Source organism: Candidatus Eremiobacteraceae bacterium (assembly GCA_036511855.1).
In the GTDB taxonomy this organism is placed as follows: Bacteria; Vulcanimicrobiota; Vulcanimicrobiia; order Eremiobacterales; family Eremiobacteraceae; genus JABCYQ01.
The window spans coordinates 60,486-74,406 of the sequence record DATCBN010000093.1 but is presented as its reverse complement, the minus strand read 5'-3'; the positions used below and the strand labels follow the sequence as shown (position 1 = coordinate 74,406).

Annotated in this window: 28 protein-coding genes and 1 pseudogene; all 29 read left to right on the top strand. The window is 62.6% G+C overall.

Annotation, left to right across the window (positions count from 1 at the left end):
- The coding region (tuf, locus tag VII69_12130) for an elongation factor Tu (protein HEY5095854.1) at positions 1-142 on the top strand (142 nt) is incomplete at its 5' end.
- Between the two features lies 1 nt (position 143).
- Complete coding sequence (rpsJ, locus tag VII69_12125) at positions 144-452, top strand: 30S ribosomal protein S10 (protein ID HEY5095853.1); 309 nt, start codon at positions 144-146, stop codon at positions 450-452.
- A 7-nt stretch (positions 453-459) separates the two neighbouring features.
- Positions 460-1,092, top strand: a complete 633-nt coding sequence (rplC, locus tag VII69_12120) for a 50S ribosomal protein L3 (GenBank protein ID HEY5095852.1) — start codon at positions 460-462, stop codon at positions 1,090-1,092.
- 1 nt (position 1,093) lies between these two features.
- Positions 1,094-1,729 carry a 50S ribosomal protein L4 gene (rplD, locus tag VII69_12115; GenBank protein HEY5095851.1) on the top strand — a complete coding sequence of 212 codons (636 nt, stop codon included), beginning with the start codon at positions 1,094-1,096 and terminating at the stop codon, positions 1,727-1,729.
- Between the two features lie 13 nt (positions 1,730-1,742).
- A complete protein-coding gene (gene rplW, locus VII69_12110; GenBank protein HEY5095850.1) occupies positions 1,743-2,036 on the top strand; it encodes a 50S ribosomal protein L23 in 294 nt (97 codons plus the stop codon).
- A gap of 18 nt (positions 2,037-2,054) precedes the next feature.
- Positions 2,055-2,879, top strand: coding sequence for a 50S ribosomal protein L2 (rplB, locus tag VII69_12105; protein ID HEY5095849.1), 825 nt, complete (start codon positions 2,055-2,057; stop codon positions 2,877-2,879).
- Positions 2,880-2,883: 4 nt separating this feature from the next.
- Positions 2,884-3,165: a 30S ribosomal protein S19 gene (gene rpsS / locus VII69_12100; protein ID HEY5095848.1), complete on the top strand. Its 282-nt coding sequence runs from the start codon at positions 2,884-2,886 to the stop codon at positions 3,163-3,165.
- A 1-nt stretch (position 3,166) separates the two neighbouring features.
- Entirely contained in the window at positions 3,167-3,508 is a 342-nt protein-coding gene (gene rplV, locus VII69_12095; protein HEY5095847.1) for a 50S ribosomal protein L22, read from the top strand.
- 1 nt (position 3,509) lies between these two features.
- Positions 3,510-4,136 (top strand): annotated as a pseudogene (rpsC, locus tag VII69_12090) (30S ribosomal protein S3).
- A gap of 465 nt (positions 4,137-4,601) precedes the next feature.
- Entirely contained in the window at positions 4,602-5,033 is a 432-nt protein-coding gene (rplP, locus tag VII69_12085; protein ID HEY5095846.1) for a 50S ribosomal protein L16, read from the top strand.
- Positions 5,023-5,226 carry a 50S ribosomal protein L29 gene (rpmC, locus tag VII69_12080; protein HEY5095845.1) on the top strand — a complete coding sequence of 68 codons (204 nt, stop codon included), beginning with the start codon at positions 5,023-5,025 and terminating at the stop codon, positions 5,224-5,226. The genes rplP and rpmC overlap by 11 nt, the downstream gene beginning before the upstream one ends.
- Positions 5,226-5,504, top strand: a complete 279-nt coding sequence (gene rpsQ, locus VII69_12075) for a 30S ribosomal protein S17 (GenBank protein HEY5095844.1) — start codon at positions 5,226-5,228, stop codon at positions 5,502-5,504. The genes rpmC and rpsQ overlap by 1 nt, the downstream gene beginning before the upstream one ends.
- Positions 5,501-5,869, top strand: coding sequence for a 50S ribosomal protein L14 (gene rplN / locus VII69_12070; protein HEY5095843.1), 369 nt, complete (start codon positions 5,501-5,503; stop codon positions 5,867-5,869). Before rpsQ ends, rplN begins: the two co-directional genes overlap by 4 nt.
- Positions 5,870-6,202 (top strand): 50S ribosomal protein L24, encoded by a 333-nt coding sequence (gene rplX, locus VII69_12065; GenBank protein ID HEY5095842.1) that lies wholly within the window; start codon positions 5,870-5,872, stop codon positions 6,200-6,202.
- Positions 6,203-6,212: 10 nt separating this feature from the next.
- On the top strand, positions 6,213-6,767 hold the full coding sequence (gene rplE / locus VII69_12060) for a 50S ribosomal protein L5 (protein HEY5095841.1): 555 nt from the start codon (positions 6,213-6,215) through the stop codon (positions 6,765-6,767).
- A complete protein-coding gene (locus tag VII69_12055; protein ID HEY5095840.1) occupies positions 6,767-6,952 on the top strand; it encodes a type Z 30S ribosomal protein S14 in 186 nt (61 codons plus the stop codon). The genes rplE and VII69_12055 overlap by 1 nt, the downstream gene beginning before the upstream one ends.
- Before the next feature lie 30 nt (positions 6,953-6,982).
- Positions 6,983-7,378, top strand: coding sequence for a 30S ribosomal protein S8 (rpsH, locus tag VII69_12050; protein ID HEY5095839.1), 396 nt, complete (start codon positions 6,983-6,985; stop codon positions 7,376-7,378).
- Positions 7,379-7,388: 10 nt separating this feature from the next.
- Positions 7,389-7,940 (top strand): 50S ribosomal protein L6, encoded by a 552-nt coding sequence (gene rplF / locus VII69_12045; protein ID HEY5095838.1) that lies wholly within the window; start codon positions 7,389-7,391, stop codon positions 7,938-7,940.
- Positions 7,940-8,305: a 50S ribosomal protein L18 gene (gene rplR, locus VII69_12040; protein ID HEY5095837.1), complete on the top strand. Its 366-nt coding sequence runs from the start codon at positions 7,940-7,942 to the stop codon at positions 8,303-8,305. The genes rplF and rplR overlap by 1 nt, the downstream gene beginning before the upstream one ends.
- A 2-nt stretch (positions 8,306-8,307) precedes the next feature.
- Positions 8,308-8,835: a 30S ribosomal protein S5 gene (gene rpsE / locus VII69_12035; protein ID HEY5095836.1), complete on the top strand. Its 528-nt coding sequence runs from the start codon at positions 8,308-8,310 to the stop codon at positions 8,833-8,835.
- Positions 8,816-9,274 carry a 50S ribosomal protein L15 gene (gene rplO / locus VII69_12030; protein ID HEY5095835.1) on the top strand — a complete coding sequence of 153 codons (459 nt, stop codon included), beginning with the start codon at positions 8,816-8,818 and terminating at the stop codon, positions 9,272-9,274. Before rpsE ends, rplO begins: the two co-directional genes overlap by 20 nt.
- 10 nt (positions 9,275-9,284) lie before the next feature.
- Positions 9,285-10,580, top strand: coding sequence for a preprotein translocase subunit SecY (gene secY, locus VII69_12025; protein HEY5095834.1), 1,296 nt, complete (start codon positions 9,285-9,287; stop codon positions 10,578-10,580).
- A complete protein-coding gene (locus VII69_12020; protein HEY5095833.1) occupies positions 10,577-11,254 on the top strand; it encodes an adenylate kinase in 678 nt (225 codons plus the stop codon). Before secY ends, VII69_12020 begins: the two co-directional genes overlap by 4 nt.
- Entirely contained in the window at positions 11,251-12,066 is an 816-nt protein-coding gene (gene map / locus VII69_12015) for a type I methionyl aminopeptidase (protein ID HEY5095832.1), read from the top strand. The genes VII69_12020 and map overlap by 4 nt, the downstream gene beginning before the upstream one ends.
- A gap of 49 nt (positions 12,067-12,115) precedes the next feature.
- Complete coding sequence (infA, locus tag VII69_12010; protein HEY5095831.1) at positions 12,116-12,316, top strand: translation initiation factor IF-1; 201 nt, start codon at positions 12,116-12,118, stop codon at positions 12,314-12,316.
- Positions 12,316-12,429, top strand: coding sequence for a 50S ribosomal protein L36 (gene rpmJ, locus VII69_12005; GenBank protein HEY5095830.1), 114 nt, complete (start codon positions 12,316-12,318; stop codon positions 12,427-12,429). Before infA ends, rpmJ begins: the two co-directional genes overlap by 1 nt.
- Before the next feature lie 3 nt (positions 12,430-12,432).
- Positions 12,433-12,822 (top strand): 30S ribosomal protein S13, encoded by a 390-nt coding sequence (gene rpsM, locus VII69_12000; GenBank protein ID HEY5095829.1) that lies wholly within the window; start codon positions 12,433-12,435, stop codon positions 12,820-12,822.
- 4 nt (positions 12,823-12,826) lie between these two features.
- The gene (rpsK, locus tag VII69_11995) at positions 12,827-13,225 is read left to right on the top strand and encodes a 30S ribosomal protein S11 (GenBank protein HEY5095828.1); all 399 of its coding nucleotides are present in this window, start codon (positions 12,827-12,829) and stop codon (positions 13,223-13,225) included.
- A gap of 18 nt (positions 13,226-13,243) precedes the next feature.
- Positions 13,244-13,903 carry a 30S ribosomal protein S4 gene (gene rpsD, locus VII69_11990; protein ID HEY5095827.1) on the top strand — a complete coding sequence of 220 codons (660 nt, stop codon included), beginning with the start codon at positions 13,244-13,246 and terminating at the stop codon, positions 13,901-13,903.
- Positions 13,904-13,921 lie beyond the last annotated feature (18 nt).

Genomic DNA, 13,921 nt, shown 5'->3' with positions numbered 1-13,921 from the left:
GGAGATGGTGATGCCGGGCGACAACGTGCGCATGACGGTGGAGCTGATCACGCCGATCGCGTGCGAAGAAGGCCTGCGCTTTGCCATCCGCGAGGGCGGCCGCACGGTGGGCGCCGGCGTCGTCACTAAGGTGATCGAATAGCATGAGCAAACAGAAGATCCGCATCCGGCTGCGCGCCTACGACCACAAGGTGCTCGACCAATCGGCCGAGCGCATCGTGGAGACGGTGAAGCGCACCGGAGCGTTCGTCAGCGGCCCCGTGCCGTTGCCCACCGAGATCCACCGCGCGTGCGTCAACCGTTCGCCGCACGTTGACAAGAAGAGCCGCGAGCACTTCGAGATCCGCACGCACAAACGCTTGATCGACATCCTGCAGGCATCGGCCAAGACCATGGACGCGCTGATGCACCTCGACCTTCCCGCGGGCGTCGACATCGAGCTGAAAGCCTAAGAGAACAATGAAGAACATCATCGGCCGCAAAGTCGGCATGACCAACGTCTTCACGCCTGAAGGGCTGTACGTCCCCGTGACCGTCATCCAAGCCGGCGCTAATTCGGTGATCGAGCGCAAGACCAAGGAAAAACACGGATACGAAGCGCTCGTGCTCGCCTTTGAAGACGCGAAACTCAAACAGCTCACCAAGCCGATGCGCGGCCGCTTTGAAAAACTGGGTGCAGCGCCGAAGACAATCGTGCGCGAGTTCCGCCGCGGCATCGACGGCGTCAACGCCGGCGACACGGCGACCGTCGAAGGCTTTGTGCCCGGCGATCGCGTCGACGTCATCGGCACGAGCAAAGGCAAAGGGTTCACCGGCATCATCAAACGCTGGAACGGCGTCGGCGGCGGTGCGACTCACGGCTCGATGATCCACCGTCAACCAGGATCGAACGGCGACACCAACGCCGCGAAGACGGTGAAGGGCAGCCGGCGTCCAGGGCAGTTCGGCAACGATCGCGTCACCATGCTCAACGTCGAAGTCGTGCAAGCCGATGCGACGAACAATCTGCTGCTGGTCAAGGGCGCCGTGCCCGGCGGCCGCAACGGCGTCGTGTTGGTCCGCTCTTCCGTGAAGGTGAGAGCGAAGGCATAGCATGGACATCACACTGCTCGACAAGTCCGGGAAAAAAGTCGGCACGGTAGCCGCCGCGCCGGCGTTTGCGGTCACCCCGAACAGCGCGCTCCTGCATCAAGCGGTCGTGCGCAACCTGGCAAACCGCCGCGCCGGCACTGCAGACACGAAGACGCGCGACGAAGTGCGCGGCGGCGGCCGCAAGCCGTGGCGCCAAAAGGGAACCGGCCGCGCGCGCCAGGGCAGCATCCGTTCGCCGCAGTGGCGCAAGGGCGGCGTGGTGTTCGGTCCTCACCCGCGTTCGTTCGCGCGCGACATGAACAAGAAGCAGCGCCGGATCGCGCTGGCGCAAGCCATTGCCGAATGCTGCTCCTTGAATTCGCTCTCGCTCATGGACGCCGCCGGTTTTGCGCCGGCGAAGACCAAGGAGATGCTCGCAATGCTTTGGCCCGAGGGCAGCGTTCGCCAGCGCACGCTCTTCGTCATCAACCGCGGATCGGATGAGGGCGCAGCGGCTATCGCGCAGGCCGGGCGCAACTTGGCCAACTTGACCATCGCGGGCCACGATGAGATCTCGGTCCACGCGCTGCTCGCGCACGAACGGATCGTCATGACGAAGAGCGCGTACGACGCGCTTGCAGAGGTGTGTGGTGCCTGAAGCAAGACATGTCGTGATCCGGCCGGTGGTCACGGAGAAATCCGTCGTCCAAACGGCTGCATCGCAGTACACATTCCAGGTGAGTTCCGAGGCCACCAAACACCACATCAGAACGGCGATCGAAGGATTGTTCAAGGTCAAGGTGCTGCGCGTCAACACCGTGAGCGTGCACGGCAAGCGCAAGCGCGACATGCGCAAGCGCACCGCACGCCCCACCGTGCAGCGTCCGGACTGGAAAAAAGCGGTCGTCACGTTGCGCGAGGGCGACAAGATCGAACTCGGCGGCGTCAACTACTTCGAGTCGTAGGGACAAGACGAAAAGACGATGGCAGTAAAGAAATTCAAGCCGACATCGCCCGGACGGCGCTTCATGGCGGTCCCCTCGTTCGAGGAGATCACGAAGAAAAGTCCGGAAGAGTCGCTGCTCGAACCGAAAAACAGGACCGCGGGCCGCAACTTCAACGGCCACATCACCGTGCGCCACCGCGGCGGCGGGCATAAGGTCATGTACCGGCGCATCGATTTCAAGCGCAGTAAAGACGGCGTGCCGGCTAAGGTCGCTTCCATCGAGTACGATCCGAACCGTTCGGCGCGCATCGCGCTGCTGCACTACCGCGACGGCGTGAAGACCTACATCGTGGCGCCGCTCGGCATCAAGGTCGGCGACATGCTCGAGTCGGGGCCGGGCGCCGACATCAAGACCGGCAACGCATTGCCGCTCACGAACATCCCAGTCGGCACGGTCATACACAATATCGAGATGTCGCCGGGTCAAGGCGGCAAGCTTGTGCGCACCGCCGGCGGCTCGGCGCAGCTCATGGCCAAGGAAGGCGAATACGCGCAGGTGCGCATGCCGTCGGGCGAAGTGCGCAAGATCGCGGTGGTGTGCCGCGCGACCATCGGCCAGATCGGCAACATCGAGCACGAAAACCAAGTCATCGGCAAAGCCGGCCGGTCGCGCTGGCTCGGCAATCGGCCGTCAGTGCGTGGCATCGCGATGAACCCGGTGGATCACCCGCACGGCGGCGGCGAGGCGCGTTCCACGGCGGGCCGTCCTCCCACCACACCGTGGGGCGAGATGACGATGGGGAAAAAGACGCGACGGAACAAGCGTACCGACAAATTCATCGTGAAGCGGCGGAGCAAATAAATAGATGACACGGTCTGCGAAAAAAGGCGCCTTCATCGCCGAGCATCTGCTCGAGAAGATCGAGCGCATGAACTCGACCCGCGAGAAGCGCGTGATCAAAACCTGGTCGCGTGCGTCCACGGTAGTCCCGGCCATGGTCGGACACACGATCGCGGTGTACGACGGGCGCAAGCACATTCCGGTCTACGTCCAGGAGAACATGGTTGGCCACAAACTTGGGGAGTTCGCTCCCACGCGCATCTTTCGCGGCCATGGCAGCGGCGGCGACAAGGCGGCCGTGAAATAATATGCAAGCCAGAGCAACCGCAAAATTTCTACGCGTGCCGCCCCGCAAGGCCCGGCGCGTCGTCGACGTCATCAGAGGCCAACGCGTGGACCGCGCGTTGACGCTGCTCGCTTTCACGCCGCTTGCGGCCGCGAAAGCCATCGAGAAGATCGTGCGCGCCGCCGCGGCCAACGCCGAGAACAATTTCTCGATGCGGCCGGAGGGGCTGGTCATCGCCAAGGCCACCGTCGACGGCGGCCCGTCGTTCAAGCGCGTCGAAGCGCGCGCCCGCGGTCAAGCCGGACTCAAGAGGAAGAGAATGTCACATGTGACCATCATCGTGTCCGACGGAGAGGCGAACTGACATGGGTCAGAAGATCCATCCCGTCGGCATGCGCCTCGGCATCACGCGAACGTGGGATTCGCGCTGGTTCGAGAACAAACAGTATGCGAACTGGCTGAACGAGGACCGCGTCATGCGCGATCTGATCGAGGGCATGTCGCGCTCTGCCGCCGTCTCCAAAGTCGAGATCGAGCGTCGTGCGAACACGGTGCGCGTCATCGTCCACACGGGCAAGCCGGGCATCATCATCGGCAAGCGCGGCGCGGGCATCGACGACCTGAAGAAAAAGCTCGAGAAGATCGCGGCCGGCAAGCAGGTTCAGGTCAACGTCGTCGAGATCAAACATCCCGAGATGGACGCGAAACTGGTCGCCAACAACATCGTCGATCAGTTGGAGAAGCGCATTGCGTTCCGGCGCGCCATGCGCCAGGCGCTGCAGCGCACCACCAAGGCGGGCGCGCGCGGCATCAAGGTGCAATGCGGCGGCCGGCTGGGCGGCGCGGAGATCGCGCGCGTCGAGCGCACGTTTGAAGGCAAAGTGCCGCTGCACACGCTGCGCGCCGACATCGACTACGCGCATTCGGAAGCGTACACGACATTCGGACGCATTGGCGTCAAGGTTTGGATCTACAAAGGCGAGGTGCTGCCCGACGGCCGTCCGAAACCCGACGCGCGCGACACGCGGCCGGTCCGGAGAGTGCGACCCGTTCGCGCGGCTCGTCCCCTCGGCGCCCCCGCCCCGGCACTGGGCGCGCCTGCACCCGCTCCTGTGGGGACTGCGGTTGCAGCTGCCCCGATCACTCCAGTGGCACCGACCGCATCTGCTGCCCCAACCACTCCTGTGGCCTCAACAACCCCTGTGGCGCCGGCCGCACCTGCGGCCCCAACCACTCCTGTGGGGCCGACCCCTGTGGTCGGCCAACCCGAGCCGGCAGCTCCCACAACCTCACCCGAGGCCCCAGCCACAACGCCGGTTCCCAGTGAACCCGAGTCGACCGGCGTGCCATCAGCCGCCGCCGAGCAGAAGCTCGTTGATTCTCCCGACGTCGACCATGCGGCCGGCACGTCCGAGCCGCAAACTCCCGAACCTGAAATAACGGAAGGCACGTAACCGATGTTGATGCCCAAGCGCGTCAAGCACCGCAAAGTGCAACGCGGACGGATGAAGGGTCAAGCCCAGAGCGGCAACTCGCTGACCTTCGGCGAGTTCGGTCTGCAATCGCTTGAGCCGTGCTGGATCACAAACCGGCAGATAGAAGCCGCTCGTATCGCGATGACCCGCCACATCAAACGCGGCGGCAAGGTTTGGATCACGATATTCCCCGACAAATCGTTCACGAAGAAACCCGCCGAGACTCGTCAGGGTTCCGGCAAGGGTCAGCCCGAGGGTTGGGTTGCGGTCGTGCGGCCGGGGCGCGTTATGTTCGAACTGTCCGGCGTGGACGAGCTGGTGGCAAGACAAGCATTGCGCTTGGCGGCATTCAAATTGCCGATCCGCACCAAAGTATTGACGCGTGAAGGGGCGGGTGACGGTCTTGAAATCTAACGAATTGCACAGTTGGCGCGAATTGACCGACGGCGAATTGGCCGAGAAACTCGCCGCCACCAAAGAAGAGCTGTTCAACTTGCGCTTCCAATTGGTGACCGGACATCTCGAGAACCACACGATGGTGGAGAAGCTGCGCCGGGACATCGCGCGCGTCCACACCATTCTCGCCGAACGGAAACTTGCAGGATGATGGAACAAAGCGAAACGACGGCTGCCGCGCGCTCGCAACGGCGAACTAAGGTCGGTCGCGTTGCGAGCAATAAGATGACGAAGACGATCGTCGTGGTCACGGACACGCCCATGCCGCATCCGGCGTATGGCAAGATCCTGCACCGCTCCGCGCGCTTTCTCGCACACGACGAGAAGGGTGAAGCGGCCGTGGGCGACACCGTCAAAATCATGGAGACGCGGCCGATGAGCGCGCGCAAGCGCTGGCGGCTGATCGAGATCGTGGAGAAGGCCAAGTGATCCAGGCACAAACGCGGCTAAAGGTCGCAGACAATTCGGGCGCGCGCGAATTGATGGTATTCCACGTGTCGGGCGGTTCACGCCATCCGTACGCGTACGTCGGCGATATAGTCGTCGCGTCGGTCAAGAGCGCCATCCCGGGCGCCGCCGTCAAGAAAGGCAACGTCGTCAAAGCCGTAATCGTCCGTCAGAAGAAGAAGATGCGCCGGCCCGACGGCTCGTTCATAAAGTTCGACGAAAATGCGGCCGTGCTCATCAACGACCAGATGAATCCGCGCGGTACGCGCATCTTCGGTCCAGTCGCGCGCGAGCTGCGCGACCGCGACTTCATGAAGATCGTCTCGCTTGCCCCGGAGGTCCTGTAGATGTCGAAACTCAGATTGGCCGCCGGCGATACCGTGGTCGTGCTTGCCGGCAAAGACAAGGGCAAGCAGGGCAAGATCAAGCTCGTACAAGCGAGCATCGCCAAGATCGAAGTTGAAGGCGTGAATGTCGTCAAGCGGCACTCGAAGCCGACCCCGAAGAACCAGAAGGGCGGCATCTTGGAGAAAGAGCTCCCGATGCCGATCAGCAAGGTCATGTACGTGTGTCCGAAGTGCCTCAAGCCCACCAAGATCGCGTTCGCGATCAAGGGCGAGTCGCGCGAACGGCTCTGCCGGCGTTGCGGCGAGCCGGCGGACCGGCCGGTGAAGGCGTAGGTTTGAGAAGATGAACAGATTACGAGAGCGTTACATGAAATCCGTGGTGCCCAATCTGCGCAAGCGGTTGGGGGTTGAGAATCCCATGCGCATTCCGAAGCTCATGAAGATCGTCGTGAACATGGGCGTCGGCGAAGCCGTCGCAAATCCGAAGGCCATCGACGGAGCCGTCTCCGATCTCACCGCGATCACGGGTCAAAAGCCGCTGGTCACCCGCGCGACCAAGTCGATCGCGGTCTACAAGCTGCGCGAAGGGATGCAGATCGGCGCCAAAGTCACGCTGCGTGGTGAACGGATGTATGCCTTCTTCGACAAGCTCGTCAACATCGTGCTGCCGCGCATACGAGATTTCCGGGGCATGTCGCGCACGTCGCTCGATGGCCGCGGCAATTACGCGCTTGGCCTCAAAGAGCAATTGGTGTTCCCCGAGATCAACTACGACAAGGTGGACGCCGTCCGCGGTATGGACATCGTCATCGTCACGTCGGCGCAGACCGACGAAGAAGCGCTGGCGTTCCTCGAAGAGATGGGCATGCCGCTGCGCAAGGAAGGGAGTGCCGCCTGATGGCCAAGACCAGTCTGATCGAAAAAAGCAAGCGCAAACCGAAGTTCAAGGTTCGTCAGCACAACCGGTGTCGCGCCTGCGGCCGGCCGCGCGGCTTCTTGCGCAAGTTCGGCTTGTGCCGGATATGCTTCCGCGAGCACGCGCACAAAGGCAACATCCCGGGCGTCACCAAGGCGTCGTGGTAAGAAGCGGAGACTAAGAGACCGATTATGGCAATGGTAACCGATCCCGTCGCGGACATGCTCGCCCGAATCAAGAACGCGAACACGGCGTTTCACGAGCGCGTCGACGTGCCCGCCTCGCGCCTGAAGAAGGAGATCGCAAAGCTCCTCAAGGCCGAAGGCTTTATCAAAAGCTACGAACTCGTCACGGGCGAACCGCGCGACGTCATCCGCATCACGCTCAAATACGGACAAAACCGCGAGCGGGTGATCAACGGATTGCAGCGCATCAGCAAGCCCGGTTTGCGGATTTACTCGCCGAAAGGCGAGATCCCGAAGTGCATGGGCGGCCTGGGCCTCGTCATCCTTTCGACATCGAAAGGTGTGATGAGCGGCCGGCAGGCCAAGCGCAACGGATGCGGCGGCGAAGTCATGGCGTTCGTGTGGTAGGTAGAAGAAGATGAGCAGAATCGGGCGCGCGCCCATCAACATTCCCTCCGGGGTCGACATCGCACTGCGCGAACGCGCGGTGACGGTCAAGGGACCCAAGGGCGAACTTTCTCTGACGTTGGCAGATCCCATGGAAGTGCGGATCGACGGCTCTGTGGTGACGGTCATGCGGCCGGACGACGCGCAGCGCAACCGTCAGCTCCATGGTCTCACTCGAACGCTGATCGCAAACATGGTGGGCGGCGTCACGAAGGGCTTCACGCGGTTGCTTGAGATCCAGGGCGTCGGCTACCGCGCGCAGATGCAGGGCGGTAAACTCAACCTGCAGCTCGGCTTCTCGCATCCGGTCGTGGTCGAGCCGCCCGCAGGACTGACGATCTCAGTCGAGGGCACGAACAAGATAACGGTTTCGGGCGCGGACAAACAAGCGGTCGGACAACTCGCGGCGCAGATCCGCGGCATCCGGCCCCCCGAACCATACAAGGGTAAGGGCATCCGGCACGAAGGCGAATACGTGCGGCGCAAGCTGGGCAAAGCCGGCAAGACAGGCGGTAAGAAATAATGAGCACTTCGAGTCGCAACGCGCTTCGCGTCCGGCGCCACGCGCGCGTGCGCAAACGCATCAACGGCACGGACGAGCGCCCGCGCTTGTCGGTGTTCCGTAGCCTGCACCATCTCTACGCGCAGTTGATCGACGATCGCAGCGGCGCCACGCTCGCGTCCGCATCGACGCGCGAAAAAGAAGTGGGCGGCGGCAAGACGTCGTGCTCGAACTGCTCTTCGGCAGAAAAGGTGGGCGCGGTCATCGCCGAGCGGGCGAAGGCGAAAGGTATAACGGCGGTCGTGTTCGATCGCGGCGGTTACAAATATCACGGCCGGATCAAGGCCCTGGCCGATGCGGCGCGCGGCGCCGGTTTGGAGTTCTAAGCATGGCTCGTATTTCGGACGGTTCGGGGCTCGAGGAGACGGTCGTACGCGTCAACCGCGTCGCCAAAGTCGTCAAGGGCGGCAAGCGCTTTTCGTTCTCCGCGCTCGTCGTGGTCGGCGATCGCCAAGGCCGCGTTGGCTATGGCATCGGCAAGGCACGTGAGGTGCCGGAAGCCATCCGCAAGGGCGTCGAGGCCGCGCGCAAAGCATTGATCAGCGTACCCATGGTCGAACGCACGATTCCGCACCCCGTAGAGATCCACGTCGGCGCGGGCCACGTCATCATGCGGCCCGCGAGCAAAGGAACGGGCGTCATCGCGGGCGGCGCGATGCGCGCTGTGCTCGAACTCGCCGGCGTGCACGACATCCTCACAAAATCGCTAGGCACCAACAATCCGATCAACGTCATTCAGGCGACGGTCGCCGGATTGAAATCCTTGCGCACGGTCGAAGAAGTCGCGAAGATGCGCGGCAAGACCGTCGATGAGATCCTCGGAAGGAACATGGAAAGTGAAACTGTCGGAGCTTAAGCCGGCACCCGGCTCGAACACCAAGCGCACGCGCGTCGGCCGCGGCCACGGCAGCGGCATGGTCAAGACCTCGGGTGGCGGCGGCAAAGGTCAGACCGTGCGCTCCGGCGGCGGCAAAGGTCCGAACTTTGAAGGCGGCCAGACCCCGTGGCACCGCCGTCTTCCACATCGCCGCGGCGTGTCGCAGAAGGCGCGCTCGACGCAGATCTTCCGCACCGAGTACGCGGTGGTGAACCTCTGCGATCTCGAAAACTGGAATGTCAAAGAAATCATCAGCCCCGAGTCGCTTGCCGATGCAGGCCTCGTCACCAAGCGCAAGGACGGCGTGAAGATCCTTGCGGCCGGCGATGCCCCGAAGGGTTTGAAGTTCCGCGATGTCGCTTTTTCGGCGCCGGCTCGAGCGAAGCTCGAAGCCGCCGGCGCCACGTTTGAGGAATGATTGACCGTCGATGACGATTTGGCGTAACCTAGCGAACGCACTTGTGGTCCCAGAGATCCGTAACCGGATCCTGTTCGTGTTCGGCGCGTTTGCGGTGTTCGTGCTCATGGTTCACGTCCAAGTGCCGTACGTCGACATCGCAAAGTGGCAGACCATCCTCAATCAAGGTCAATTCTTGAACTTCCTCGGGTTCCTATCGGGCGGCGCGCTGCAGCGCTTCTCCGTGCTCGCGATGGGCATCACGCCCTACATCAACGCGAGCATCATCATGCAATTGTTCACCGTGGTGTTCCCTGAGATCAAGGAGCTGATGCAGCACGGCGGTGAGGAAGGACGCAAGAAAGTCGGTCTGTGGACCCGTTGGCTGACCGTTGTGTTGGCGCTGCTGCAGGCCACCACCATGGTCGTCGCGCTCAATCGCGCGGGCGTGTTCTTGCGCACCGACATATTCTATCTGGTCATGGTCGTGCTCACGCTCACCGCCGGCACGGTGTGGCTCATGTGGCTCGGCGAACAGATCACCGACCGCGGCATCGGCAACGGCGTCTCGCTGATCATCTTCGTGGGCATCATCCTGCGCTACCCGACCTACTTCAGCCAGACGCTTGCGCTCGGCGAAAAGGGTGCGTTGCCGTATGCAGGCGTGGCCATCTTCATCATCATCGCGGCCATCTCGCTGATCTCCATCATCTTCATGTATCAGGGCCAGCGCCGCGTGCCGGTGCAGTACGCACGGCGCGTCGTGGGACGCAAGGTCTACGGCGGACGAAGCACCTACATCCCGCTGCGCTTGAATAACGCGGGCGTGATCTCGATCATCTTCGCGATCTCGATCCTGCTCTTCCCACAGCAGATATCGCAGTGGGGAGCGCAGAGCGGGGTGGCCTGGATGCGCGGCTTCAGCGACTTCATGACCCTGTACTTCAACTACGGCGGCGTCCTCTACAATCTCGTCTACTTCTTGCTCGTCGTGGGCTTCACGTTCTTCTATAGCGAAGTCGTGGTGAACATCAATGATATCGGCGATTCCCTGAAAAAGCAGGGCGGGTTCATCCCTGGCATCCGGCCCGGAAAGCCCACCACCGATTACCTGAACAAGATCCTCAACCGCATCACGGTCGTCGCCGCGGTCTACCTCGGCTTGCTCGCCATCTTGCCGAACGTCTCGCAGAATTTCACGCACGTCACCACGTTCTATCTTGGAAGCACGTCACTGCTCATCGTCGTCGGCGTGGCGCTCGACACGATGAACCAGATCGAAGCGCGTCTTGCCATGCGTGACTATCGCGGGTTCATCAAACAATGACCGCGCGCGTGGTCCGCATCATCTTGCTCGGCGCTCCGGGCGCCGGCAAGGGCACGCAGGCTCGCCGGCTCGCCGGAGCGTTCAGCGTGCCGCATATCGCCACCGGCGACATCTTCCGCGCGGCGGTCGTGGCCGGTTCGGGCATGGGACTCACGGCGAAGGGGTTCATGGATCGTGGTGAACTGGTGCCCGACGATGTCACCATCGGAATCATCGAGGAACGGCTGCGTGAACCAGATGCGAAGACCGGTTTCATCATGGACGGATTCCCGCGCACCGCGCAGCAGGCCACGGCGCTGGACGCGCTGATCGCGAAGCTGGGCTGGCGACTCGACGCAGCCGTCGAGATCGCCGTGCCGCGAGACGAACTCGTCCGCCGGCTTAGCGGCCGCAGAGTGTGCGACGACTGCCACGCCACCTTCCACGTGTTCTTAGCGCCGCCGGCGACCGCCGGCACCTGCGACCATTGCGGCGGCAAACTCGCCCAGCGCGAAGACGACAGCGAAGCCACAGCGGCGCACCGGATCGACGTGTACGACCAGCGCACCGCGCCGCTGCTCTCGTACTACGGCGGCGCCGGCAAACTCGTGAAGATCGACGGCACGGCAACGGTGGACGCGGTGTTCGCCGCCATTATCGCGGCAGTGCCCCCGGTCGCGGCGGCAACCATATGATTCAGTGCAAGTCCGAAGGCGAACTGCGCAAGATGCGCACGAGTGGGCGCGTCAACGCCTCCGTGCTCGCCGAGCTTTGCGGCTCGGTCGCGCCGGGCATGACCACAAAACACATCGACGGTTTGGCCGAGAAGCTCATCCGGGCGCAGGGTGGTGAACCGGCCTTCCTTGGATATCACGGATTTGCCGGGTCCATTTGTCTGTCCGTCAACGAAGAAGTCGTGCATGGGATTCCGGGTGAGAGGATCTTGCGCGACGGTGACTTGCTCAAATTGGACATCGGTTCGATCGTGGACGGCTGGTATTCGGACATGGCGTGCACGGTCGGCATCGGCGAGATCTCGGTCGAGGCGAAGGCCCTGCTCAAAGCCACGGAAGAGGCGCTCTACGTCGGCATCCGCGAGGTGAAGCCAGGCGCGCACGTCTCGGACATCGGCAACGCGGTTCAGACTTTTGTCGAAGCGCGCGGGTACTCCGTGGTGCGCCAGTTGGTGGGTCACGGCATCGGGCGCAATCTGCACGAGGAGCCGCAAGTGCCCAATTTCGGCAAGCGCGGAGCCGGCGCAAAGTTGAAAAGCGGAATGGTCCTCGCCATCGAGCCCATGGTGAATCAGGGCGGCTGGCAGGTGTTCACCAAACCCGATCACTGGACCGTGGTCACGGCCGACGGCAAGCTTTCCGCCCATTTCGAGCACACGGTGGCCATAGCGCCCGGCGGATACGAGATCCTGACGGTAACCGGCGACGACATGGCGAAAGGAGGATGGGTTGGCAGCACGGAGACGCAGCGGAGCGCGCAGGCGGTCCGCTAAGAAAAACGACGCTCGCAAAGCCACCACCGAATCGCCAAAAGAAGAGGCGATCGAAGTCGAAGGCGTCGTGGTAGAGCCGCTGCCGAACGCATTCTTTCGAGTGGAACTCAGCAACGGACATCGCGTGCTCGCACGCGTGTCCGGCAAGATCCGGATGAACTTCATCCGCATACTTCCGGGCGACCGGGTCCTCGTGGAACTGTCGCCCTACGATCTCACTCAAGGCCGCATCACGTATAGGTATAAGTAATGAAAGTCAGACCCTCGGTCAAGAAGATCTGTGTCAAATGCAAGGTCATCAAACGTGCCGGACGCACGCGCGTGATCTGCGAGAACCCGAAACACAAACAGGCGCAAGGATAAGATATGGCTAGAATTGCGGGCATCGACCTGCCGCGCGAAAAGCGCATCGAGATCGCCCTGACGTACATCTTCGGCATCGGCCGTCCGACCGCGCAGAAACTGCTCGGCCTCACGGGCGTCTCGCCGGACATCCGCGTCAAGGATCTCACGGACGAAGATATCCAAAAGCTGCGCGAGCAGATCGAAAAAGGCCTCAAGGTCGAAGGCGATCTACGGCGCGAGGTGGGCGGCGCCATCAAGCGGCTGATGGACATCGGCTGCTACCGCGGCATCCGCCATCGCCGCGGGCTTCCGGTGCGCGGGCAGCGGACGAAGACGAATTCCCGCACCCGGAAAGGTCCGAAGAAGACCGTCGCCGGCAAGAAGAAGGCCAAAGGGCCCGGAGGTAAATAGGTAGATGCCAGCAGCACCGAAAAAGGAGCGTACCCGGAAGAAGCGCGTCATCAAGAACGTCTCGCAAGGCGTCGCGCACATCCGGTCGAGCTTCAACAACACCATCGTCACCATCACCGACGCCCAAGGCGGCGCGGTGGCGTGGGCGAGTTCGGGCAACATGGGCTTCAAGGGCAGCAAGAAGTCCACGCCGTTCGCCGCGCAAATGGCGGCTGAGACCGCCGCGAAAAAGTCCATGGAGCACGGCATGCGCCAGGTCGAGGTCTACGTGAAGGGGCCGGGAGCCGGACGCGAAGCCGCCATCCGTGCGCTGCAGGCCGCCGGCTTGGAAGTCGTGCTGATCAAAGATGTCACCCCGATACCTCATAACGGTTGCCGCCCGCCGAAGCGGCGTCGAGTCTAGGAGGCTAGAAGCTAACACATGGCACGTTATACCGGTCCTGTCTGCCGTCTCTGCCGGCGTGAAAGCGCCAGCGGGTCGAAGCCGGGCGAGAAGATAAAGCTCTTCCTTAAGGGCGAGCGCTGCTTGAGCAAGAAGTGCGCGGTGGAACGCCGCACGGCTGCGCCAGGCCAGAAGGCGAACACGAAGAACCGCCCCAAGGTGTCGGAATTCGGAAAGCAGCTGCGCGAGAAGCAGAAGATGCGCCGCATCTACGGCGTGCTCGAAAAACAGTTCGAGAATTATTTCTACAAGGCGGCACGCACCAAAGGACAGACGGGCGCGTCGCTTTTGGGGCTGCTCGAAACTCGGCTCGATAACGTTGTCTACCGCCTCAACTTGGCCACTTCGCGAGCGCAAGCGAGGCAAATGGTGCGCCACCGGCACTTCACCATGAACGGCAAGCGGGTGAACATCCCGTCCATGCAGGTGCGGCCGGGCGACGAAGTCGCGGTCGTCGAGACGAGCACGAAATCGCCGCTCTTCGGAGCAATGACCGAATACGCCAAAGGCCGCCGCGTGCCCGGTTGGCTTGAATTCAACGAACAATCACTCAAAGCGAAGGTGCTCGCCAAACCGGCGCGCGCCGACATCGACACTAACGTCGAGGAGCAGCTCATCGTCGAGTATTACTCGAGATAACGATTTCTTGTGATCCAC